At 75.6% G+C, this 22,878-nt stretch carries 21 protein-coding genes; 8 read left to right on the forward strand and 13 right to left on the reverse strand.

Annotation, left to right across the window (positions count from 1 at the left end; all coding sequences use genetic code 11):
- Positions 1-112: 112 nt before the first annotated feature.
- Together ACU610_RS18725 and ACU610_RS18730 are read right to left on the reverse strand one after the other, a co-directional pair.
- Complete coding sequence (locus ACU610_RS18725; RefSeq protein ID WP_446769201.1) at positions 113-1,504, reverse strand: metallopeptidase TldD-related protein; 1,392 nt, start codon at positions 1,502-1,504, stop codon at positions 113-115.
- Positions 1,501-3,015 carry a TldD/PmbA family protein gene (locus tag ACU610_RS18730; protein ID WP_446769202.1) on the reverse strand — a complete coding sequence of 505 codons (1,515 nt, stop codon included), beginning with the start codon at positions 3,013-3,015 and terminating at the stop codon, positions 1,501-1,503. The genes ACU610_RS18725 and ACU610_RS18730 overlap by 4 nt, the downstream gene beginning before the upstream one ends.
- Before the next feature lie 90 nt (positions 3,016-3,105).
- Here ACU610_RS18730 and ACU610_RS18735 point away from each other — a divergent pair, with 90 nt between their 5' ends.
- Together ACU610_RS18735 and ACU610_RS18740 are read left to right on the forward strand one after the other, a co-directional pair.
- Positions 3,106-3,432, forward strand: coding sequence for a hypothetical protein (locus tag ACU610_RS18735; RefSeq protein ID WP_446769203.1), 327 nt, complete (start codon positions 3,106-3,108; stop codon positions 3,430-3,432).
- 57 nt (positions 3,433-3,489) lie between these two features.
- Entirely contained in the window at positions 3,490-4,350 is an 861-nt protein-coding gene (locus ACU610_RS18740; RefSeq protein ID WP_446769204.1) for an MBL fold metallo-hydrolase, read from the forward strand.
- Between the two features lie 95 nt (positions 4,351-4,445).
- On the opposite strand, the gene ACU610_RS18745 is transcribed toward ACU610_RS18740, so the two are convergent.
- Positions 4,446-5,750 (reverse strand): amidohydrolase family protein, encoded by a 1,305-nt coding sequence (locus ACU610_RS18745; RefSeq protein WP_446769205.1) that lies wholly within the window; start codon positions 5,748-5,750, stop codon positions 4,446-4,448.
- A 64-nt stretch (positions 5,751-5,814) separates the two neighbouring features.
- Here ACU610_RS18745 and ACU610_RS18750 point away from each other — a divergent pair, with 64 nt between their 5' ends.
- The 3 genes from ACU610_RS18750 to ACU610_RS18760 all read left to right on the forward strand — a co-directional run bounded on the left by ACU610_RS18750 (position 5,815) and on the right by ACU610_RS18760 (position 7,938).
- Positions 5,815-6,489 carry a DedA family protein gene (locus tag ACU610_RS18750; protein ID WP_446769206.1) on the forward strand — a complete coding sequence of 225 codons (675 nt, stop codon included), beginning with the start codon at positions 5,815-5,817 and terminating at the stop codon, positions 6,487-6,489.
- Positions 6,490-6,562: 73 nt separating this feature from the next.
- Positions 6,563-7,258 carry an HAD-IA family hydrolase gene (locus ACU610_RS18755; protein WP_446769207.1) on the forward strand — a complete coding sequence of 232 codons (696 nt, stop codon included), beginning with the start codon at positions 6,563-6,565 and terminating at the stop codon, positions 7,256-7,258.
- A complete protein-coding gene (locus ACU610_RS18760) occupies positions 7,255-7,938 on the forward strand; it encodes an alpha/beta hydrolase family protein (protein ID WP_446769208.1) in 684 nt (227 codons plus the stop codon). Before ACU610_RS18755 ends, ACU610_RS18760 begins: the two co-directional genes overlap by 4 nt.
- On the opposite strand, the gene ACU610_RS18765 is transcribed toward ACU610_RS18760, so the two are convergent.
- The 4 genes from ACU610_RS18765 to ACU610_RS18780 form a co-directional block, all read right to left on the reverse strand.
- Positions 7,901-8,803: an SRPBCC family protein gene (locus ACU610_RS18765; protein ID WP_446769209.1), complete on the reverse strand. Its 903-nt coding sequence runs from the start codon at positions 8,801-8,803 to the stop codon at positions 7,901-7,903. The genes ACU610_RS18760 and ACU610_RS18765 overlap by 38 nt on opposite strands.
- Positions 8,804-8,903: 100 nt before the next feature.
- Positions 8,904-9,761 (reverse strand): FAD binding domain-containing protein, encoded by an 858-nt coding sequence (locus ACU610_RS18770; RefSeq protein ID WP_446769210.1) that lies wholly within the window; start codon positions 9,759-9,761, stop codon positions 8,904-8,906.
- Positions 9,758-12,253: a xanthine dehydrogenase family protein molybdopterin-binding subunit gene (locus tag ACU610_RS18775; protein ID WP_446769211.1), complete on the reverse strand. Its 2,496-nt coding sequence runs from the start codon at positions 12,251-12,253 to the stop codon at positions 9,758-9,760. Before ACU610_RS18775 ends, ACU610_RS18770 begins: the two co-directional genes overlap by 4 nt.
- Positions 12,250-12,786, reverse strand: a complete 537-nt coding sequence (locus tag ACU610_RS18780; RefSeq protein WP_446769212.1) for a (2Fe-2S)-binding protein — start codon at positions 12,784-12,786, stop codon at positions 12,250-12,252. Before ACU610_RS18780 ends, ACU610_RS18775 begins: the two co-directional genes overlap by 4 nt.
- A 318-nt stretch (positions 12,787-13,104) precedes the next feature.
- On the opposite strand from ACU610_RS18780, the gene ACU610_RS18785 reads away from it, so the two are divergent.
- Positions 13,105-14,109 (forward strand): iron-siderophore ABC transporter substrate-binding protein, encoded by a 1,005-nt coding sequence (locus ACU610_RS18785; protein WP_446769213.1) that lies wholly within the window; start codon positions 13,105-13,107, stop codon positions 14,107-14,109.
- Positions 14,110-14,166: 57 nt separating this feature from the next.
- Here the strand turns inward: ACU610_RS18785 and ACU610_RS18790 are convergent, their stop codons facing one another.
- From ACU610_RS18790 to ACU610_RS18815, 6 genes are all read right to left on the reverse strand, one after another.
- Positions 14,167-15,396 (reverse strand): MFS transporter, encoded by a 1,230-nt coding sequence (locus ACU610_RS18790; protein WP_446769214.1) that lies wholly within the window; start codon positions 15,394-15,396, stop codon positions 14,167-14,169.
- Positions 15,397-15,559: 163 nt separating this feature from the next.
- On the reverse strand, positions 15,560-16,891 hold the full coding sequence (locus tag ACU610_RS18795; RefSeq protein ID WP_446769215.1) for a GAF domain-containing protein: 1,332 nt from the start codon (positions 16,889-16,891) through the stop codon (positions 15,560-15,562).
- Between the two features lie 10 nt (positions 16,892-16,901).
- Positions 16,902-18,440 (reverse strand): mycofactocin biosynthesis glycosyltransferase MftF, encoded by a 1,539-nt coding sequence (gene mftF, locus ACU610_RS18800; protein ID WP_446769216.1) that lies wholly within the window; start codon positions 18,438-18,440, stop codon positions 16,902-16,904.
- Positions 18,437-18,979 carry a cysteine hydrolase family protein gene (locus tag ACU610_RS18805; RefSeq protein WP_446769217.1) on the reverse strand — a complete coding sequence of 181 codons (543 nt, stop codon included), beginning with the start codon at positions 18,977-18,979 and terminating at the stop codon, positions 18,437-18,439. The genes mftF and ACU610_RS18805 overlap by 4 nt, the downstream gene beginning before the upstream one ends.
- Positions 18,980-19,017: 38 nt before the next feature.
- Positions 19,018-19,731, reverse strand: coding sequence for a mycofactocin biosynthesis peptidyl-dipeptidase MftE (mftE, locus tag ACU610_RS18810; protein WP_446769218.1), 714 nt, complete (start codon positions 19,729-19,731; stop codon positions 19,018-19,020).
- 14 nt (positions 19,732-19,745) lie between these two features.
- Positions 19,746-21,671 (reverse strand): mycofactocin system FadH/OYE family oxidoreductase 2, encoded by a 1,926-nt coding sequence (locus ACU610_RS18815; protein ID WP_446769219.1) that lies wholly within the window; start codon positions 21,669-21,671, stop codon positions 19,746-19,748.
- Between the two features lie 51 nt (positions 21,672-21,722).
- On the opposite strand from ACU610_RS18815, the gene ACU610_RS18820 reads away from it, so the two are divergent.
- Together ACU610_RS18820 and ACU610_RS18825 are read left to right on the forward strand one after the other, a co-directional pair.
- Positions 21,723-22,100: a YchJ family protein gene (locus ACU610_RS18820; protein ID WP_446769220.1), complete on the forward strand. Its 378-nt coding sequence runs from the start codon at positions 21,723-21,725 to the stop codon at positions 22,098-22,100.
- Positions 22,101-22,329: 229 nt separating this feature from the next.
- Positions 22,330-22,809, forward strand: coding sequence for a pyridoxamine 5'-phosphate oxidase family protein (locus tag ACU610_RS18825; protein WP_446769221.1), 480 nt, complete (start codon positions 22,330-22,332; stop codon positions 22,807-22,809).
- The last annotated feature ends 69 nt before the right edge of the window (positions 22,810-22,878 follow it).

The following is a 22,878-nucleotide window of genomic DNA, read 5'->3' on the forward strand; positions in this document are numbered from 1 at the left end:
AAGCTCGGCGGAAGGACCCTCCTGCTCCCGCCACTCGCAGGCTCGCGGCGGGACCCTGCAGGAGGGCCGCCGGGCGGGGCCGGCGGGACCCCGCGAGGCGGCCGGTCCCCTGTCAGCTGGCGGGCGACACCGAGCTCATGTTGAAGTCGGGCACCCGCACGGTCGGCATCGCGGCCCGCGTGAACCAGTCGCTCCACTCGCGCGGCAGGGTCCGCTCGGTGCGCCCCGCCTGGGTGATCCGGGCGAGCAGGTCGACCGGCGACTCGTTGAACCGGAAGTTGTTCACCGCGCCGGTCACCTCCCCGCCCTCGACGAGGAAGACGCCGTCGCGGGTGAGCCCGGTCAGCAGCAGTGTCTGCGGGTCGACCTCGCGGATGTACCAGAGCGTCGTCAGCAGCAGCCCGCGCTCGGTGCCGGCCACCATCTCGTCGAGGGACGCCGTGGCGCCCGGCAGCTCCAGGACCAGGTTGTCGACGGCGGCCGTGGCCGGCGCGGTCGTCTTGAGCGCCCACGCCCGCGGCCGGATCAGGTTGGTGAGGACGCCACCGGAGATCCACTCGACCGCCGGCGTCGCCATGCCGTTGTCGAACACCGACGCCGAGCCCGACGAGCCGCTCACCACCTGGAACGGGCAGGCCTCCAGGCCCGGCTCGAACGGGTCGCTGCGCAAGGTCAGCGGGAGCGCGGCCAGCCGCTCGCCGATCCGGTTGCCGCCGCCGGGCCGGGCGAAGACGTTGCGGCCCTCGTCGGCGTCCCGCGCCTCCATCGTCCAGTACGTGTCGATCATCAGGTCGCTGACGGCCGAGGGTGGCAGCAGCGTCTCGTAGCGCCCGGCGGGCAGCTCGACCCGGCGCTGCGACCAGCCGAGCTTGCGCTGCACGTCGGCGACCAGGTCGGCCACCGAGACGTCGGTGAAGTCCCGGGTGCCGACGCCGGCCCACACCGAGCGGCTCATGTCGCCGCTCTTGCCGTTGAGCTCCACCCGCCCGCTTGGCTGGTCGTGCCGGAGCCGCAGCCCGGTCGACGTCCCCAGGTAGGTGGTGGCCATGCCGTGCTCGGCGTAGCCGAAGAGCAGCTCCCCGCGGTCGCGGGCACCGCCGAAGGCCTCCCCCAGCGCGGGCGCGAAGTCGCGGAAGACGCCGATCGAGGTCTCCGCGGGGTCGGCGTCCCAGTCGCCGGCGCCAGGGGGCGCCTCGCTGACCAGCGGGACGGCGTCCTCGGCCGGGCCGGCGTCGCGGGCGGCCTGCTCGCTGGCGGCCACCAGCGCCTCGACGTCCGGGCTGCCGGTGCGCGCCACCGTGCCGGCCGCCATCCCCGCGCCGCCGTCGACGAACGAGACGACGACGACCTGCCGCGAGCGCATCGAGCCGTTCGTGGTCAGGCTGTTCTTCGCCCAGCGCAGGTTGGCCTCGGAGCTCTCCACCACGAAGGCGACCTGCCCGTCGGCGGTGGAGGCGGCCAGCGCCTTCTCGACGACGTCCTGCGGACGCGCCCAGGAACTCATCGCCCGGCCTCCTGCGCCGTGTTGAGGATGTTCACGTTCTCGAACAGCGCCACCGGGCAGCCGTGGCTGACCGGGGCGACCTGCCCGGGCTGGGCCTTGCCGCAGTTGAACGCACCGCCGAGCAGGTAGGTCTGCGGCCCGCCGACGACGCGCATCGAGCCCCAGAAGTCCGTCGTCGTCGCCTGGTAGGCCACGTCCCGCAGCTGGCCGGCCAGCCTGCCGCCCTCGATCCGGTAGAAGCGCTGGCCGGTGAACTGGAAGTTGTAGCGCTGCATGTCGATCGACCAGCTCTTGTCGCCGACGACGTAGATGCCGCGCTCGACGCCGGCGACGACCTCCTCGGTCGAGGGGCCGTCGGCGGCGGGCTGCAGCGAGACGTTGGCCATGCGCTGCACCGGCGTGTGCTGCGGTGAGTCGGCGAAGGCGCAGCCGTTGGAGCGAGCCATGCCGCCGAGCCGCGCGGTGTTCCGGTCGACCTGGTAGCCGACCAGCACGCCACCCTCGATGATGTCCCACTGCTGACCGGCGACGCCCTCGTCGTCCCACCCGATCGTCGACAGGCCGTGCGGGGCGGTGCGGTCGCCGGTGACGTGCATGATCCCGGAGCCGTACCGGAGCGTCCCGAGCTTGTCGACGGTCGCGAACGAGGTGCCGGCGTAGGCGGCCTCGTAGCCCAGGGCCCGGTCCAGCTCGGTGGCGTGACCGATGGACTCGTGGATGGTGAGCCACAGGTTCGACGGGTCGACGACGAGGTCGTAGCGCCCCGCCTGCACCGACGGCGCCTTCGTCTTCTCGCGCAGCAGCTCGGGGATCTCGGCGATCTCGCCGCGCCAGTCCCAGCCGGTGCCGGTCAGGTACTCCCAGCCGCGGCCGGCCGGCGGCGCGATGGTGCGCATGCTCTCGAAGGCGCCGGTGCTGCGGTCGACGGTGAGCGCGGTGAGGTCGGGGTGGATGCGCACCCGCTGCTGGCGGGTGCGGGTGCCGGCGGTGTCGGCGTAGTACTTCTGCTCCTTCACCGCCTGGCAGACCGCCTGCACGTGCTCGACCCCGTCGGCGGCCAGCAGCTGCTCGGACAGCTCGGTGAGCAGCCCGGTCTTCTCCGCATCGGGCACCTCGAACGGGTCGACGTCGTAGTCGGACACCCAGACGGCGTCGGGGTACACCGGCTCGGGCGCGAGCTCGACACGGTCGCTGTTGACCGCCGCCGACACCTGCGCGACGGCGACCGCCTCCTCGGCCAGCCGCACGGCCTCGGCCGCGGTGAGGACGACGCCCGCGGCGAACCCCCAGGTGCCCTCGTACACCACGCGCACGGCCAGCCCCAGGTCCTCACCGTCGGCCAGCGACTCCAACCGGGCGTCGCGCAGGCTGATCGACTGGGTGCGGATCCGCTCCACCCGCAGGTCGGCGTGCTCGCAGCCGAGGTCGAGGGCCCGGGTGAGCGCGGCGTCGGTCAGCGCGGACAGCGGCAGGGCGAGGAAGGACGCGTCCACGTCGCGGGAGGCAGCCACCGCCCCTGTCTACCAGCGCGGGCGGCGCGGTCCACGCCGGGCCCGAGGGGTGCACCGCCGGTCGGGCACCGGCGCCACTAGCCTCGCGGGGTGTCCCGATGCCGCATCTGGGCCGTCCCGGTGGCGGCCCTCGCCCTCGCCGCCTGCGCGGGCGGCGGGCTGGACCGGTCGTCCACCGAGGCGTGCGACGCCCTGGCCGCCTGGTCCGCAGCGGGCAGCCCGGCGGACCAGCGGGCCGAGGTCACCGAGCGGGTCGGCGACCTGCTCGGGCAGTCGGACACGACGCCGCTGACCGACCCCTACGAGCGGTTCCGCGATACCCGGGAGGAGGACCTCGACTACGCCGCGGTCGTCGAGGCGGGTGCCAACGTCCTCCGGGCCTGCGGCGACCACGGGTGGGAGCGCCCCGAGGGCTGACCCGGTCACCGGTCCCGGGCGGCGTGGCCGCGAGGTGACCGGGGTAGACGCCAGCACATGGCCGCGCCCTCCCCGCCGTCCCCTGCCGACGACGTCACGCTCACCTTCGGCGGGAACGCCACCACGCTGCTGCGGCTCGGGCCCTTCACGCTGCTGACCGACCCGAACTTCCTGCACCGCGGGCAGCGCGCCTACCTAGGCAAGGGGCTGTGGACCAAGCGGCTCACCGAGCCCGCGCTGCAGCCCACGCAGCTGCCCACGCTGGACTCGATCCTGCTGTCGCACCTGCACGCCGACCACTGGGACCGCATCGCCACCCGCACCCTCGACCGCGGCACGCCGGTGATCACCACGCAGGCCGCCGCCCGCGCCCTGGGCCGGCGGGGCTTCCGGGAGACCGTCGACCTGACCCCCTGGCAGCGGCACGAGCTGAACCGCGACGGCGCCGCGCTGCGGATCACCTCGGTCCCCGGGGTCCACGGCCCCCAGCCCGTCGCGAAGCTGCTGCCACCGGTGATGGGCAGCGTGCTCGAGCTGGTGCGCGACGGCGAGGTGTCCTGGCGGGGCTACATCAGCGGCGACACCGTCTTCCGTCCCGAGCTCGGCGAGGTACTGGAGCGCTGCGGACCGCTGGACGTCGTCATCCCGCACCTGGGCGGCACCAAGGCGCTCGGCTTCACCGTGACCATGGACGGCCGGCAGGGCGCCGACCTGGTCGAGCTGCTCAAGCCGCCGGTCACCGTGCCGGTGCACTACGACGACTACGACCGGTTCGCCTCGCCGCTGGGCGACTTCGTCCGCGAGGTGGCCGCCCGGCGCGCGCCCGGCGAGATCCGCGCCGTGACCCGCGGCGAGACGATCTCACTGCGGTCCTCCGGACCGCGACCGCGGCCAGGTGCCGTCCCCGACGGGCACTGAGCCCCACCGTCGCACCGCGCCGGGAGGGCTCCGCCCCCCGCGCCGCGGCCCGACCCTCGCAGGCGGCTCACCCGCGACCGGGGCACCCGTGTCGGTCAGCCTGCGGGCCCAGCGAGGCGGGTCGCCCGTTCTGCGACGTCGGCGCGCAGCGCCTCGGCGTCCACCGTCGTGCAGACGCCGTCGCGCACGACCTGCCGCCCGCCGACCCAGGTGTCGCGCACCAGCCGCGAGGTGCCCGACCAGACCAGGTGGGTGAGCAGGTCCATCGGGTCGAGGACCGGCTCGAAGGCCAGGTCACGGGTGTCGACGTGCACCAGGTCCGCCCGGCGGCCGACGGCGACCTGGCCGAGGTCCGGGCGGCCGATCGCGTCGGCGGCCCCACCGGTGGCCAGCCAGAACGCCTCGGCGGCGGTCAGCGCGGTGGCCGAGCCCTCGCGGAGCCGGGCCAGACCCGCGGCCAGCCGGACGTCGGCCAGCAGGTCCAGCCCGTCGTTGGACGCCGGCCCGTCGGTCCCGAGCCCCACCCGGACGCCGCGGTCGAGCATCGCCCGCACCGGCGCGATCCCGCTGGCCAGCTTGGCGTTGCTCGCGGGGCAGTGCGCCACGGCGACGTCGTACTCCCGCCACAGCTCCAGGTCGCCGTCGTCGACGTGCACGCTGTGCGCGGCCAGCACCCGGCCGCCCAGGACGTCGTGCGCGGCCAGCAGGGCGGGCACCGACAGCCCGTGGGTGGCCAGCAGGTCCGCACCCTCGCCGGCGGTCTCCGCGACGTGCAGGTGCAGCAGCAGGCCGTGCTCCCGGGCGGCCGCCGCGGCGTCGCGCAGCACCGGCAGCGGCAGCGTGTAGGCCGCGTGGGGGCCGATGCCGTACTCGACGGCGCCGTCGCCGGGCGCGGAGGTCGCCAGCGTCACCGCGTCGGCCAGCTGTTCGGCCAGCGGGGGCATCCCGGGCAGCGGCAGCAGCGGGGTGGCGACCACCGCGCGGGCACCGGTGCGGCCGACGGCGGCGGCGATCCGCTCGGGCGAGAAGTACATCTCGACGCTGGTGGTGACCCCGCCGCGCAGCATCTCCGCCGAGGCCGCGGTCATCGCCACCTCGACGTCCTCGGGGGTCAGCCGGGCCTCCCGCGGCCAGATCACCTCGCGCAGCCACCGCGCCAGCGGCAGCCCCTCGGCCTGCCCGCGGAACAACACCATCGGTGCGTGCGAGTGGGCGTTCACCAGCCCCGGCAGCAGCACCCCGGGGACGGCGACGACCTCGGCGTCCCCGGCGTCCGGCGCGTCCGCGGCCGGGCCGACCCAGGTGAGCGTGCCGTCCTCGACGTCGACCGCCGCGTCGGGCACGACCGTGCCGGCGTGGTCCCCGACGACGACGGCCCGGGCGGTGAAGCGCTGCCGCATGGGTGGCGAACCTACCCCCGTGGCGGTCCGGTGCCGTCCGGATGACGCCGTTACCGTGGGGCGCATGTCCTTCCTCGCCGCCGCGGCCTCCTCCGACCAGGGCGGCATCACCGGCTTCCTGCTCGACATGGTGGAGCGACTCGGCGCGGTGGGCGTCGGCTTCGCCATCCTGCTGGAGACGGTCATCCCGCCCATCCCCAGCGAGGCGGTGCTGGGCCTGGCCGGGGTGCTCATCAACGACGGCCGGCTCGACATCGTCCCGGTGGTCCTGTGCGCCACCCTCGGGTCGATCCTCGGCGCGGTCTTCTTCTACTACGTCGGCCGGGCGCTGGGCACGCGCCGCTCGCACGCCTTCCTCGACCGGCTGCCACTGGTGGAGACCGAGGACGTCGACAAGACCTTCGCCTGGTTCGAGCGGCACGGGCGCTCGGCGGTGTTCTTCGGCCGGATGGTGCCGATCGTGCGCAGCTTCATCTCCGTGCCCGCCGGTGTCGTGCGCATGCCCTTCGGCCAGTTCGTGCTCTACTCCGCCGCGGGCAGCCTGATCTGGAACGGCGTGCTCATCGGCCTGGGCGTCGCGGCCGGCGACTTCGTGCAGGCCAACCTCAAGTACCTCGACTACGCCGTCGTCGCCGCGGTCGCGCTCGGCATCGGCTACCTGGTCGTCAAGCGCTACCGGGACGTGCGCCGGCACCGGCAGGCCGGTCGCGCCGAGACCGACGAGAGCCGGTCGGCGTGAGCGAGCTCGCGAGCCCACGCACGGGCACAGCAGCTCCGCGAACGCGGCCGTCGAGCGCCGCCGAGGAGGACTCGTGAGCGCCCTGCGCCGCGACTCCATGCCCCCCACCCGACCCACCGTCGTCGCCTTCGACGTCAACGAGACGCTGCTCGACCTGGGCCCGGTGCGCGCCGCACTGGTCGAACTCGGGCAACCGGCCGACCTGCTGCCCGCGGTGTTCTCCCGCACCCTGCTCACCGGCTTCGCCGCGGCCACGGCGGGCACGTGGTGCCGCTTCCGCGAGGCGTTCGACGCGGCCCTCGCCCAGGCCACCGACCTGGGGGACGCCGAGCGGTCCCGGGTGGCCGACGCCTTCCTCGAGCTGGCCCCGCACCCCGACGTCGAGCCGGCGCTGCGCCGGCTGGTCGAGGCCGGCGTCCGGGTGGTGACGCTGACCCACGGCTCCCCCGGCGTCGCCGAGGCCGGGCTGGAGCGCGGCGGGGTGAGCCCGCTGGTGGAGCGCTCGCTGTCCAGCGAGGTGATCCGGGCGTGGAAGCCCGCCCGCGAGGTCTACCTCTGGGCGGCGGGGGTCTGCGACGTCGAGCCGGCGCGGCTGGCGCTCATCGCGTCGCACGGCTGGGACGTCCACGGCGCGCTGCGGGCGGGCCTGACCGCGGCCTGGTTCCCGCGCACCGAGCGCACCTATCCGGCCGTGTACGACCCCGCCGCGCTGGTGGCCGGCGACCTCGCCGGCGCGGTCGACGCGCTGCTCGCGCTGCCTCCGGCGTGACCCGGGACGTCGAGACCCCGCTCGGCCCGGCGCGGGTCACCGTCACCGAGCCCGCGGGCGCCGTCGTCGGCACGCTGGTGCTCGGCCACGGCGCGGGTGGCGGCATCGGGTCGGCCGACCTGGCCGCGGTCACCGCCGACGCCGCCGCGGCCGGCTGGCGGGTGCTGGGCGTCGAGCAGCCCTGGCGGGTGGCGGGGAAGCGGATCGCGCCAGCGCCGCCCCGGCTGGACGAGGGCTGGACGGCGGTGCTCACCGCGCTGCGGGACGACGACCGGCTGACCGGCCCCCTGGTGGTCGGCGGCCGCAGCGCAGGGGCCCGGGTGGCCTGCCGGACGGCGGCCGCGCTCGGGGCCGACGCCGTGCTGTGCCTGGCGTTCCCCCTGCACCCGCCGGGCCGGCCCGAGCGCAGCCGCGCCGACGAGCTGACCGCCGTGGGCGTGCCGCTGGGGGTCGTGCAGGGCGAGCGGGACGCGTTCGGCCGCCCCGAGGAGCTCGCCGCGGTGCTGACCGGGCAGCCCGGGGCCTCGCTCTACACCGTCCCCGGCGACCACGCGCTCAGGCGCAGCCCGGGCGTCGTCGCCCTGGCCGCCGTCGACTGGCTGGCCGGGGTCGCCGGGGCGGACCCCGGCGACCCCGCGGAGGTCAGCGGCGCCGGCGCCGGCGCCGGACGACCAGCGTGACCACCAGCACCAGCGCCGCGGCACCGGCCAGCGGCGCCGCGTAGCGGGTCAGCGCGGCCCCGCCGGCGACCTCGAGCAGGTCGATCGGCTCGGGCTCGGCGTGCTTGGGCCCCGCGGTCCGGGCCGCGGGAGCCGCCGGGACGGTCGGGGCCGTCGTCGCGGCCGGCGGCGGGCTCGGGACGACGGCGGCCGGCGCGGTGTCACCGCCGGACACCCGGTCCGTGGTGGCTGCAGCGGCCTCCTTCGCCGCCGCCGCGGTCGTGCGGGTCTTCTCCGCCACGGCGCTCTCCCCCGGCACCTGCTCCACGGAGGCGGCCACCTCCTCGGCGGCACCCGCTGCCGTGGCCGCGGCCTTCTTCGCCGGCGTCGCCTTCTCCACCGGCGCGGCCGCGGGCGCGGCCGCCGCCGTCGCCCCCGCGTCGCCGGCGCCCAGCTGGGCGGCCAGCTTGTCGGCGAACTGGCCGAGCAGCTTGTTGCCGACGTCGGTCATGACGCCGCGGCCGAACTGGGCCGGCCGACCGGTGATGTTCAGGTCGGTCAGGACGTCGACCCGCGTGGTGCCGCCCTCGTCCTTGAGCTGGGCGGTGATGAGCGCGGCCGCGGTGCCGTTGCCGCGCTGGTCCTTGCCGCGGCCGTCGATGACCGCCTTGTGCGCCGCCTCGTCCTTCTCGACGAACGACGCCTTGCCCTGGTAGGTCAGGTTGATCGGGCCGAGCTTGACCTTGACCCGGCCGGTGAACTCGTCACCGGTGACCGAGTCCAGGGCGGCGCCGGGCATGCACGGTGCGATCCGCTCGATGTCCAGCAGCACCCGCCAGGCTTCGTCGATCGGCACGGGGACGGTGAACGAGTTCTCCAACTGCACGGTGCTACCTCCTGGGGTACGGAGCTCGGCCGGTCCGCCCCGGGTGGGGGCGGGCCGGCCGAGTCGGTCGAGCGCGGGTCCGGGCGGCGGGGGATCGACGCTACAGCCCCGCCGCGGCGGTCACCGCGCGACGAGTGAGCACCTGCGCCAGGTGCTCCCGGTAGTCCGCCTGGGCGTTGAGGTCGCTGGTCGGAGAGGTCCCCTCGGCGGCCGACCGGGCCGCCGCGGCGATCGTCTCAGGCGTGGCCGGGGCACCGGCCAGCGCGGCCTCCACCGCGGAGGCCCGCAGTGGCGTGGTGCCCATGTTGGTCAGCCCGATCCGGGCCTCGGCGATGTGCCCGTCCTCCCGCCGGACGACCGCGGCCACCGCCACGATCGACCACGCCTGCGCCACCCGGTTGAACTTCTCGTAGCGCATGCCCCACTCACCGGCCAGCTTGGGGACGCGGACCTCGACGAGCAGCTCCCCCTCCTCCACCGCGGTGGTCAGGTAGTCGACGAAGAACTCCGCCGCCGGCACGGTCCGCCGTCCCTCGGGACCGGCGATGACGAACTCCGCGTCCAGGGCGAGGGCCACCGCCGGCAGGTCGCCCGCGGGGTCGGCGTGAACCAGGGCCCCGCCGAAGGTGCCGCGGGCGCGGACCTGCCGGTCGGCCACCGTCTCGGTCGCCTCGGCGATGAGCGGCGCGTACTGCTGCACGAGCGGGTCGGTCATGACGTCGTGGTGCGTCGTCATGGCCCCGATGACGAGGGCGTCGCCGTCGTCCCGGACGCCGCGCAGCTCGGCCACCCGACCCAGGTCGACCACCGTCTCCGGTGCGGCCAACCGCAGCCGCATGACCGGGATCAACGACTGCCCGCCGGCCAGGACCTTCACGTCGTCCCCACCCTCGGCGATGGCCTGCAGGGCCTCGTCGACGGTGGTGGGACGGGCGTACTCGAACGCAGCGGGGATCACCGGTCACCTCCGAGGGCGGACTGGGGGGTGGAGACGCCGGCGGTGGTCTCGGTCTGCGCCCCGCCGTAGGCGTTGGTGCCTGCGGTGGCGCGATCGCCGCCGTCCCCACCACCGTGGACGGCCCGCCAGACCCGTTCGGGGGTCAGCGGCATCCGGATGTCGCGCACCCCGAGGTGCCGGACGGCGTCCAGCGCGGCGTTCACCACGGCCGGCGTGCTCGCGATGGTGCCGGCCTCGCCGACACCCTTCGCGCCGATCGGGTTGCCCGGGGCCTCGTGCACCGTGTTGCCGGTCTCGAAGTGCGGCAGGTCGGCCGCCGAGGGCACCAGGTAGTCGACGAAAGTGCCGGTGGTGAGGTTGCCGTCGGCGTCGTAGACGGCCTCCTCGAACAGCGCCTGGGCGATGCCCTGGGCCAGCCCGCCGTGGATCTGCCCCTCGACGATGAGCGGGTTGACGATCGTGCCGACGTCGTCCACGCACGCGTACTTGCGGATCTTGACCATGCCGGTCTCGGTGTCGACCTCCATGGCGCAGATGTGCGTGCCGTGGGGGAAGGAGAAGTTCTCCGGGTCGAACGTCGCGTCCGCGTCGATCGAGGGCTCCACGCCCTCGGGGAAGTTGTGCGCCGCGAACGTGGCCAGGGCGATCTCCTGGATGGAGACCTCCGCGCCGGGGGTGCCGCGGACGGAGAACTTCCCGGCGGAGAAGTCGAGGTCGTCCTCGCTGGCCTCGAGCAGGTGCGCGGCGACCCTGCGGGCCTTGGTCACGACCTTCTCCGCCGCGCTGACCACCGCGGCCCCGCCGACCACCAGCGACCGGGAGCCGTACGTGTCCAGCCCCCGCGGGGAGACCGAGGTGTCGCCGTGCAGCACCTCGACGTCCTCGAAGGGCACGCCCAGCCGGTCGGCGACCAGCTGGCTCCACGCCGTCTCGTGGCCCTGCCCGTGGGGGGTGGAGCCGGTGACGACCTCGACCTTGCCGGTGGGCAGCATCCGGATGGAGGCGTGCTCCCAGCCGCCGGCGCCGTAGGACAGCGAGCCGAGCACCCGGGAGGGTGCCAGGCCGCACATCTCGGTGAAGGTCGAGAAGCCGATGCCGAGCTGCACCGGGTCGTTCGACTCCCGGCGGCGGCGCTGCTCCTCGCGCAGCTCGTCGTAGCCGATGAGCTGCAGCGCCTTCTGGGTCGCGGTCTCGTAGTCGCCGCTGTCGTAGGTCATCCCGGCCACCGAGGTGAACGGGAACTCCTCGGCCTTGATCCAGTTCTTGCGGCGCAGCTCGAGCGGGTCCATGCCGAGCTCGACGGCGAGCTCGTCCATGATCCGCTCGACGGCGAAGGTCGCCTCGGGGCGTCCGGCGCCGCGGTAGGCGTCGGTGGGCGTCTTGTTGGTGAAGATGCCGTCGCACTCGAAGCGGTAGGCCGAGAACTTGTAGATCCCGTTGAACATGAAGGCGCCGAGCACCGGGACGCCGGGGCTGACCAGCCGCAGGTAGGCGCCCATGTCGGCGAGGATCCGGCAGCGCAGGCCCTTGACGTTGCCCTCGCGGTCCGCGGCGATGTCGATGTACTGGATCTGGTCGCGGCCGTGGTGGGCCGTCATCAGCGACTCGCTGCGGGTCTCGGTCCACTTGACCGGCTTCCCGAGCCGGCGGGCCACCAGCAGGCTGATGACCTCCTCCGGCGTCACCTGCAGCTTGCCGCCGAAGCCGCCGCCGACGTCGGGGGCGACGACCCGCAGCTTGTGCTCGGGCACGCCGGTGACCATCGCCAGCATCAGCCGCAGGATGTGCGGGACCTGGGTCGAGGACCACATCGTGTAGTTGTCGCCCTGCGGCTGGACCACGACCGAACGGGGCTCCATGAACGCCGGGATCAGCCGCTGCTGCACGAACCGGCGGCTGACCACGACCTCGGCGTCGCGGAACGCGTCGTCGGTGTGCTGGCCGGTGCCTGCGTCCCCGGACTCGAAGACGAAGTGGAAGCTGCGGTTGGACTCGAGGTGGTCGTGGGTCAGCTGCGCACCCTCGGCGACCGCCTCCTCCATGTCCAGCACCGCGGGCAGCAGGTCGTAGTCGACGTCCACCAGCTCGACGGCGTCCTGCGCGGCGGCCTTGCTGCGCGCCACGATCACCGCGACGGCCTCGCCGACGTGGTTGACCTCGTCCACGGCGATCGACGGGTGGCCGGGGTTGACCATGTCGGGGGTGACCGGCCAGGCGCACGGGATCGAGCCCTGCTCGTCGGCCACGTCCCGCCCGGTGAGGACGGCGAGGACGCCCGGTGCCTCCTGGGCCGCGCTGACGTCGATCGAGCTGATCTTCGCGTGGGCCACGGGGCTGCGGACGACGGCCAGGTGCAGCATGCCGGGCAGCACCATGTTGTCGGTCCAGGTGGTCCGGCCGGTGATCAGCCGGGCGTCCTCCTTGCGGCGGCGGGCCTTGCCGACCTCGCGCTCCGGCGCCTGGGTGGTGGCCCGGTCCTCGACGGCGGTCACGAGTTCACCGCCACGTGGGGAGCGGCGGCGGTGTCGACCTCGGCCGGGGCGACGTGCCCGTCACCGGCGCCGCGCATCTCGGTGGCGGCCTGCTGCACCGCACGGACGATGTTCTGGTAGCCGGTGCAGCGGCAGAGGTTGCCCTCGATGCCCTCGCGGACCTCGGTCTCGCTCGGGTCCGGGTTCTCCTTGAGCAGGTCGATCGAGGCCATGATCATCCCCGGCGTGCAGTACCCGCACTGCAGTCCGTGCATCTCGTGGAACGCCTTCTGCACCGGGTGCAGGCCGCCGTTCGGCGCGAGCCCCTCGATGGTGGTCACCTCGCCGCCGTCGGCCTGGACCGCCAGCACGGTGCAGGACTTCACGGCCGCGCCGTCGAGGTGGACGGTGCACGCACCGCAGTTGCTGGTGTCGCACCCGATGACGGTGCCGACCTTCCCCAGCTGCTCCCTCAGGTAGTGCACCAGCAGCGTCCGGGGTTCGACGTCGTCGGTGTACGTCACCCCGTCCACCCGCACGTTGATCTGGGTCACCGTTCCTCCGCTCCTCTGCAGGGGTCCCGTGTGGTGCCGGGCACACGCCGCACCTGCGCCGAGTCTGTCGAGCGACACGTGACTTAGGCCACGCTTACCTGAGGACGAAAGACCCCGTTCTCTCCGCAGGTGCGGCATTCTGTCGCGATATGTACCGCGGACCGGGGTGTTGTCGCGCCCTGCGGTCCGCTGCTGCGGGAGCGGGCCAACGTTGCAGCGGAGTTGCAGGCACTCCGACGACAGGCGGTGCGCGGACCCGGGTGGAACGGCTACAGGACGGCGTAGTTAGGTGAGGCTCACCTGTTCGAAGGGGAGCCCATGTCCGTTCGCCCGTTCCTGCGCGGCGCCACCCTGCTCGCCGCCACCGCCCTCCTCGCCGGCTGCGGCTCCGGCGACGCGGGGTCCTCCGGGGAGACCGCCGCGTCCAGCAGCCCGTCGGGCTCCGGCGGCGCCTTCCCCGTCACCGTCGAGACGGCCTTCGGGGACGTCGGGATACCCGAGGAGCCCCAGCGGGTCGTGGCCCTCGGCTGGTCGGACGCCGAGACCGCGCTGGCGCTGGGCGTCCAGCCGGTGGGCGCAAGCGACTGGCTGGCATTCGGCGGCGAGGGCGTGGGTCCGTGGGCCGAGGGGCGCTACGGCCAGGCCCCGGAGATCATCGAGACGCTCGAGCCGAGCCTCGAGGCGATCGCCGCGCTGCAACCCGATGTCATCCTGGACACCCGCTCCCCCGCCACACAGGAGCGCTACGACGCGCTCAGCGCCATCGCGCCGACCGTCGGCCAGCCGGAGGGGGTCGGTCCGTACCTGACCACGTGGCAGCAGCAGCTGGACCTGGTCGGCCGGGCGCTGGGCCGCGAGGAGCAGGCCGACGAGCTGCAGGCCGAGGTCGAGCAGCAGTTCACCGAGGCCGCGGAGGCCCACCCGGAGTTCGACGGCACCGAGGTCGCCGTCGGCGCCTACACCTCCGAGGGCTTCGGCGCCTACGTCCGCGGCGACACCCGCGTCGACTTCATGGAGGCGCTGGGCTTCACCAACGAGCCGGCCATCCAGGACCTCGCCGGGCAGAGCTTCTTCGTCTCGATCAGCGAGGAGCAGGTGCCGCTGCTCGACGCGCCCCTGACGGTGGTCTTCCCGATCTTCGTCGAGGCGTCGCAGATCACCGACAACCCGCTGTGGCAGTCGCTGCCGTCGGTGCAGCAGGGCAACGCCCTGGTGCTGGAGGACCAGGCACTGGTCAACGCCTTCTCCAGCGGCTCGGCGCTCGGCACCCAGTACGCGCTCGAGAACGCCGTCCCGCTGTTCGCCGAGACCCTCGCCGATTGAGGCCTCCCTGCAGGGTCCCGCCGCGAGCTCGCGAGTGGTGGGGGGCAGGGAGGTCCTTCACCGGGCGGGTGCGGGTGCCGTCCGCACCGGCCCGGTCCGCTGCTCGCGGCGGCGCAGCACCGCCGAGGCGGTGAGCGCGACGAGCCCGACCGCGGCCAGCGCGGCCCCGACGGCGGCGGGCGCGGTCCAGCCCAGGCCGGCGGCGATGACCACGCCGCCCAGCCAGGCGCCGAGGGCGTTCGCGGCGTTGAGCGCCGAGTGGTTGAGCGCGGCGCCCAGCATCTGCGCCTCGCCGGCGACCTCCATCAGCCGCAGCTGCAGGGTCACCACCAGCACCGAGGCGGTCGCCGCGAGCAGGAAGATCGTGGCCAGCAGCCCCGGCGCCCAACCGGCGAGCAGCGCCACCAGGGCCAGCAGCACACCCATCGTCCCCATCGCCCCGACCAGCGAGCGGAACAGCGCGAGGTCGGCGAGCCGGCCGCCGAGCGCCGTCCCCAGGACGCCGCCGACGCCGAACACGAGCAGGACCCACGGCACCGCCGCGCGGGGCAGCCCGGCCTCCTCCGTGGTGAGCGGTGCGACGTAGCTGTAGACGGCGAACATGCCGCCGAAGCCGACCGTGGCCACCAGCAGGGTCAGCAGCACCTGCGGACGACGCAGCGCGGTGAGCTCGGTGGCGATCGTGACCTCGCTCCGACCGGGCGAGGACGGCACGAACGCCAGGACCGCGAGCACGGTCGCCACGGCGAGGACGACGACCGCCCAGTAGGCCGCCCGCCAGCCCAGCGTCTGCCCGAGCCAGGTCGCCGCCGGGACCCCGGCCAGGTTGGCCACCGCCAGGCCGAGCATCACCGAGCTGACCGCCCGGCCCCGCAGCTCGGCCCGCACCAGCGAGGCGGCCACGAGCGAGGCCACCCCGAAGTAGGCGCCGTGCGGGAGGCCGCTGACGAAGCGCGCCAGCAGCAGCGAGGAGTGGCCGGGGGCCACGGCGCTGCCCAGGTTGCCGACGAGGAACGCGACCACCAGGCCGACCAGGAGCGCGCGCCGCGGCAGCCGGGCGCCGAGCGCGGCGAGGACCGGTGCGCCCACGACCACGCCGAGCGCGTAGGCGGAGATGACGTGCCCGGCGGTGGGGATGTCGACGCCGACGCCCTGGGCGATCTCGGGCAGCACGCCCATCGTCACGAACTCGGTCGTGCCGATGGCGAAGCCGCCCAGCGCGAGGGCGACGACCGCGGCGACGACCCGCCGGGTGCTGAGCTGGGGGACGTCGGGCGGTGCACTCACGTGGGAGAGGCAAGGCAGCCCGGCCCAGCCGCATTCCCGCGTCAGTGACGTGCCGGAACGGCCCCGCCCAGAGGCTCGCCGCGGCCCCCTGCAGGGTCCCACCGCGGCCCCGTCCCGGGTCCCACCCTGAGCTCGCGAAGGGTGGGGAGGACGGGGTCCTTGTTCAGTGGAGGCGCAGCGGACCGCGCGGGAGCCGGCGCAGCCGGTGCAGGTGCGCGGCGACGGCCGGGCGGCTCGGGGCGCCGGGCGGCAGGGTCTCCAGGCAGGCGTGCCACACCGCGGCGTCGTCCTGCACCTCGGGCAGCCGGGTGTAGCGCAGCAGCAGCTCGGGGCGGCGGGCGGCGAGCACGGCCTGCCGGAGCGCCCCGGACAGCCGGTCGCGGGCGGCGACCACACCCGGCGCCGACGAGCGGGGCAGCACGGCGCCGGGGTACCGCTCCAGCGCGGGACCCACAGCGCCGCGGGCGAGCAGCCGGCGCACCTGGTCCAGGTCGGTCTCCAGCGGGCCGATCAACCGGTAGGGGCGGGAGCCGAGCAGCTGGGCGCCGACCAGTCGGCGCAGCCGGGAGAGCTCGGCCCGGACGGTCACGGCAGCGGCGTCCCCGGCGTGGCACTCGGCGGCCAGTTGCTCGGCCGTGCGCCCGCCGCCGCCGGCCGCCGCCTCGGCCAGCAGGAGCAGCAGCTCGGAGTGGCGCAGCGAGAGCTCCGCGGGACCGGACGGCAGCTGCAGCCGGGCGCGGTCGCGGCCGAGCACCTCCAGCCGCGGGACGGGGCGGGCGACCGGGTGGGGCGCCGGGACCGACGGCCGAGCGGCGTCCTCGCGGTGCAGCCAGCGCAGCTCGGCCTCGACGGCGGCGACCGTGGCGCGGACGAGGGTGAGCACCTGCGGGCTGGCCACGTGGTCACCGCCGGTGACGTCGATGGCGCCCAGCAGCACACCGGTGACCGGGTGGTGCACCGGTGCGGCCGAGCAGCTCCACGGCTGCACCGGGCGGCGGTAGTGCTCGCTGCCGTAGATCTGGACGGCGTGGTCGAGGGCCAGCGCGGTGCCAGGGGCGTTGGTGCCGGCGACGTCCTCGGCCCACCGGGCGCCCTCGACGAAGTGCATGGCCTCGGCGCGGGCCCGCAGCTGCCGGTCGCCCTCGACCCACAGCATCCGCCCCTCCGCGTCGGTGACCGCGACGATCATCCGGTCGGTCTCGGCGTCCTCGACCAGCAACCGGCGGATGACCGGCAGCACCGGCGCCAGCGGGTGCGCCTCCCGGTAGGCCAGCAGCTCGTCGTCGAGCAGCTCGACCGGCGGGTCGGCGCCGTCGGGGTCGACGCCGCCGGCGAGGCTGCGCCGCCAGGAGTCCCAGACGACGGTGCGCACCAGGTCCGGCGCGGTGGGGCCGGAGCTGGTGACGAGCGCCTCGTGGGCGGCGCGCAGCCGTCGGATGAGCGCGGGGTCGGGCCCGCCGTCGGGCAGCGCGACCCACGGGTTCACCGTCGTCACGGCTCAGTCGTCATGTGGTCGTCCGCGGGCTCGGGTCCATCGTCCGCCCATCGTGACCGCTCCTCCGCGATTCCACCAGGGAACCGGTCGGGCGCAACCGGTTCGGTGGAGGCATCGGTGCAGGCCGGGCGGGTAGCAGCGCCCGCGGGTCCCGGGCCCGCAGCGCCCCGGCCCAGAGGCCGGCGCCGTAGGCGAGGTCCTCGAGGCGCCGGCCGGCGGCGAAGCGCAGCGGATCCACCCGCCGACGGTGCGGCCACCAGGCGAGGACGGCGTCGGTGACGGCGGCCGCCGCGGCGAGACGGCGGGCCCGGCGGGAGACCGCAGCCGCGACCAGCGCCAGCGGCCAGTGGTGCCGGGTGACGCTGCGCGCCAGCGTCCTCCCCGCCGCGGCGCTGCCGCGCACGACGAGCACCGCCGCCAGCCCGACCGGCGCGCGCTGCCCGGGCCGGGCCAGCCGGGGCGCCAGGCGGGCGGTGGCGACGGCGAGCACCGCGGCGCAGCCCAGCACACCGGAGCGGCGTCCGGTCAGCGCCAGCGCCCAGGCCGCCGCCGACCACGGCGAGAGCACGACGGGGGCGACGGCGGCCCCGTGCCGCGCGGCGAGCAGCGCCGCGCCGGTGCCGTAGAAGGCCCGGCGGCGCAGCCACTCCCCCACCGCCGCTCGGTGCTCGTGGGCGACGGCGGCCGACGGCTCGTAGCGCACCCGCCAGCCGGCCGCGACCAGCCGCCACACCAGGTCGACGTCCTCGGCGACCCGCATCGACTCGTCGAAGCCGTCGCCGAGGGCCTCCCGGCGGGCCACCATCGCGGCGCTGGGCAGGTAGGACACCGCCGTCCCCGGGGCGACCGGCGCCGGGTCGGGGCCCATGTCCAGCGCGCTGACCGTGGCCTCGTACGGCGCCACCCAGCCGCCGCCGTCCGAGGGGAGCGCGGTGATCCGGGGGGCGGCCAGCGCCAGCCGCGGGTCGGCGGTGAGCCGGGTCAGCGGCCGGGACCAGCCCGGCAGCGGCACGCAGTCGGAGTCGAGGAACGCCACGAGCGGCGTGGTCGCCGCGCGCAGCCCGGCGTTGCGGGCGGCGGCCGGACCGCGGGCGGTGGCGTGCCGCAGCACCCGGGCGCCGTGCCGGCCGGCGACGGCGGTCACCGCGGCCGGGTCGGCGGAGCCGTCGTCGACCACGAGCACCGGGACGGCGGGGGTGTCGGGGTCGGCCCGCAGCGCCGCGAGCAGCCGGTCCAGCCCGGCCGGGCGGTCCCTGACCGGGACGACGACGGTCAGCTCCCCCGGCGGGTCGCCGTGCGGCTCGGGGTGCGCGAGACCGGCGTCCAGCAGCCGGGCGGCCAGCGCGGCGGTGGTGGCGTCCCGGACGACGAGCCGGTCGGTGCGCAGCAGGTCGCGGGCGCGGGGCCGCAGCCGCAGCAGCCGCAGCGGGGAGCCGCCGAGCAGCGTCGTCCCCCCGTCGCGGCGGCGGACGCGGGGGTCGAGGCGGACGACGGTGCCGTCGGGGAGCCGGTCGGGCGGGGGTGCGGCGACCGAGAGCCCCCCGCTCATGCGTCGGCCAGGACCTCGGCGGTGGTGGTGACCTCGACCAGCGGCGCGTAGCAGCCGAGGATCCGCATGGTGTCGTCGTGCGCCTCGTCGTCCGCGCCGGCGCAGGCGTCGGAGACCACGCGGACCAGCACGCCGGCGTCCGCAGCGGGCAGCACGGTGGAGAGCACGCAGCAGTCGGTGGCCACGCCCGCGACGGTGACCGGGCCGGCGCCGACCAGCTCGGCGACGGCGGGGACCCACTTGCCGAAGGTCGGCGCATCGACGACGGGACGGCTGCCGGGGTCCTCGGAGAGCTGGAACAGCGGGACCGCGTGCGGTTGCGTGAAGTACTCGTACTTGGCGTAGTAGTCGGTCCACGCGCCGGTCGGCTCGTCCGGGACGACGAACCGGGTGAAGACGACGCGGTCGCCGAAGGCCTCGACCAGCGAGCGGATGCGCGGCCGGATCTCGTCGAAGCGCGGCGTCGTCCACGGCGAGGTCGGGTCGCGGAAGACCTCCTGGTAGTCGACGACGACCAGCCAGCCGGACGGGGACCCCATGCGTCGGACGATAGCCCCGGGCGGCGGGTGCGGTTCCGTCAGCCGCGCAGCCGGCCGGCGGGGTCGACGTCCCACGCCCGGACGGCGGCGGCCAGCCGGCCGGCCATCCCGGCGAGCAGCTCCGCGCCCTCCTCCGCCGACGCCCCGGCCGGGTCGCCGAGGACGCCGGTGGGGCTGACCGCGCGCACCCCCTCGGCGCGCAGCCGGGGCAGCAGCTCGTCGATCGGCGTCGTGTCGCCGGCGACGGCCCGGTCCGTGCGGACGGCGTCCTGTTCCACGTGCAACACGAGCGACGTCTCGGTGCGCCCGGCGTGCGCGTCGGCGTCGGCGACGCCGCACGGGAACCAGGCCACCTGGCGCCCCTCGGCCCTCAGTTGCGTGCCGGCCGTGCGCAGCGCGTCGAGGTTGCCGCCGTGGCCGTTGACCAGCACCAGCCGCCCGACCCAGCGGCAGGCCGAGCGGCCGTACTCGACGAGCAGCCCGGTCAGCGCCTCGGTGCCGATGGAGACGGTGCCGGGGAAGTCCTCGTGCTCGCCGCTGGCGCCGTAGGCCAGTGCCGGGGCGAGCAGGGCGCCGTCCAGGTCGTCGACGGCGGCCTCGGCGACCGCGCAGGCGACCGTGGTGTCGGTGGCCAGCGGCAGGTGGTGGCCGTGCTGCTCGACGGCGCCGAGCGGCACCAGCAGCAGGGGGCGCTCGGGCAGGTCGGGCCAGGTGGCGCCGGCAAGCGTCGTTCTCGGTACGGCGTCGGTCACCGGTGCCACGGTAGTCAGACCGCCTGCCCGATCCGGTGCCCGTCCAGGGTGGCCGCGCCGGCCCGGCGCGGGGCGAGGCAGTCGCCGATCCGGTGCAGGTCCAGGCCGCTGTCGCGCAGCGCGTGCCACAGCCCGTCGTCCGCCCGCGGGGCGGTCACGACGACCAGCCAGTCGACGGCGCGCTCCTCGACCGCGCCGGTCGGGTGGTGCAGCAGCCGCACGGTGCGGCCGTCGACGGCGGTGACCAGCCGCTCCGTCGTCCGCCGGATGCCCGAGCCCGCCGCCCGCCGTTCCCAGTCAGGCCGGTCGAGGGTGAGGCCGAGGTCCTGACCCACGACCAGCGCCGCCGTCACCACCTCGACCGTGCAGCCGCGCGCGGCGAGCAGCTCGGCGACCGAGGTCGCCGCGGCGGCGCCGAGGTCGTCGACCACCAGGACGTCGCCGGCCGGCTCGGCCGCGCCGGTGAGCACGTCGCGGACGTCGACCACCCGGTCGCTGTCCCCCGCCCAGGCCGGCCGGACCGGTCGGGCGCCGGTGGCCAGGACGACGACGTCCGGCGCCGCCGCCCGCACGGCCTCGGCCGTGGCGCGTACGCCGGTGCGGACCACGACCCCCGCCCGGACGCACTCGGCGGCGAGGTCGTCGACCAGCGGGCGCAGGCCGTCGCGGCCGGGGGCGGACGCCGCGACCCGGATCGCGCCGCCGGTGCCGGCCGCCTGCTCCCAGACGGTGACCGCGTGCCCGCGGGCGGCCGCGGTCGCGGCGGCGCGCAGCCCGGCCGGTCCGCCTCCGACGACGAGCACCCGGCGGCGGCGCTGCGGCACCGGCAGCGGCGCCTCGTGGCCGGCGCGCGGGTTGGTCACGCAGCCCAGCGGCCGGTTGAGGCCCACGCGGCCGACGCACTCCTGGTTGCAGCCCAGGCAGCGGCGGACCTCACCGTCCCGCCCGGCCAGCGCCTTGGCGGCGAACTCGGCGTCGGCGATCTGCGCGCGGACGGCGCCGACCAGGTCGCAGTCGCCGTCGGCCAGCGCACGCTCGGCCTGGGCGGGGGTGAGGAAGCGGCCGACGCCGATCACCGGCACGTCGACCGCGGCGCGGACGGCCGCGGACAGGTACCGGGCGTAGCCGGGCGGCGTGGTCATCGGCGGGACGACGCGGTCGAGGGTCGCCGTCGCGACGTCGACGGTGGTGCTGACGTGGTCGACCAGCCCCCGCTCGGCGAGCAGCCGCGCGGTGGCCACGGCCTCGGCGAGCGTCGTCCCGCCGTCGCGCCCCTCCTCGTCGGCCAGCCGGACGCCGAGGGCGCGGCCGGGACCGAGCGCCTCCCGGACGGCGGTGAGCACCTCGACGAGGAAGCGGGCGCGGGACTCCAGCCGGCCGCCGTAGCGGTCGGTGCGCCGGTTGGTGGCGCGGGAGAGGAACTGGCGGACCAGCGAGGACTGCGAGGCCTGGACCTCCACGCCGTCGAACCCGGCAGCAGCACAGCGGGCGGCGACGTCGGCGTACCCGGCTACAAGCCGGGCCAGGTCGGCGGTGCTCGCCTCGCGCGGCACCTCGCGGAACAGCGGGTCGGGCACCGGGGACGGCGCGAGGACCGGCGTGCGGGTGTGCAGCGAGTCGGACTGCCCGCCGTTGTGGTTGACCTGGGCGAACACCGGCACGCCGTGCGCGTGGACGGCGTCTGCGACGAGCCGCATGCCCGGCAGGGCGTCGGGGTCCGAGCCGCGGACGAGCTTCTCGTAGGGCCGGTCGGTGGGGTCGGTCGAGAGCTCCTCGGTGACGACCAGCCCGGTGCCGCCGGCCGCGCGGGCCGCGTAGTAGGCGGCGTGCCGCTCGGTGAACCGACCGTCGACGGCGAAGTTCGTCAGGTGGGCGGGGAAGACCAGCCGGTTGGGCAGTGTGACCGGACCGACCCGCAGCGGCGCGGCGAGGTGTCCCATGCATCCCTCCTCCTGCCGGGCCGGCTCCCCGGGCGGTAGAGACTCGCAGGCATGGCCCCTCGACGCTGCCCCTGCGGTACCGGGCTGCCCTACGCCGAGTGCTGCGGCCGGCTGCACGACGGCACCGCGTCGGCGGCGACCGCCGAGCAGTTGATGCGCTCCCGGTACAGCGCCTTCGCCGTGGGCGACCCGGCGTACCTGCTCGCCACCTGGCACCCGTCGACCCGTCCGCCGTCGCTGGAGCTCGACCCGACCGTGCGCTGGACCGGCCTCGACGTGCTCGCCACCACCGACGGCGGCTTGCTCGCCGCGGAGGGCACGGTGGAGTTCCGGGCCTGGTACCGGCACGAGGGCGAGACCGGCAGCCAGCACGAGGTCAGCCGCTTCGTCCGTGAGGACGGCGCCTGGCGGTATCTCGACGGTCGGTGACCCCGACCGGGCAGCGCGCAGGCAGGCGCTCCGCAGGTCGGCAGGTCGACCCCCGGATGCTCTCCCCCTGCCCCGCACTGTGGGCAGGAGGAGAGCATCCGGGGGATGGTGATCCGACTCCCGGCGGACGAGCGGTCGCACGGCGCACCGACCGTCGGGCGCGTGTCGCGCCCCACGAGCCTGGGCAGGAGCCGTACGACACCCGATCGCGCACTCCCGAGAGGACGACATGAGCGCCGAGGACACCCGCAAGGTCGCCGAACTGCTCAAGGGCCAGAGGTTCGGCTTCCTCACCACCACCTCGCCCGAGGGCAAGCTGACCAGTCGCCCGATGGCGCTGCAGGAGGTGGAGTTCGACGGCGACCTGTGGTTCTTCGCCGAGCAGAGCGCCCCGTGGCTGACCCACATCTCCCGCTCACCGCAGGTCAACGTCGGCGTCGGCTCGGGCGGCAGCTGGGTCTCCCTCACCGGCGAGGCCGTCGTCGTCGCCGACGTCGCCAAGAAGAAGGAACTGTGGAACAGCGGCGTCGAGGCCTGGCTGCCGCAGGGCCCGGAGGACCCGTCGGTCGTGCTGGTCAAGGTCGACGGCGACTCCGCGGAGTACTGGGACAGCCCCGGCAACCGGTTGGCCACGGCGTTCAGCTTCGTGAAGGCGAAGGCCACCGGCAGCAGGCCCGACACCGGCGACCACGAGAAGGTCGACCTCTGACAGCCGGCTCCCAGCCGGTCCGCACCGGCCCTCCGGCCGGCCGCGCCACCGTAGGCGGCGTCCCCACAC

The sequence above is a fragment of the Geodermatophilus sp. URMC 61 genome (assembly GCF_052931555.1).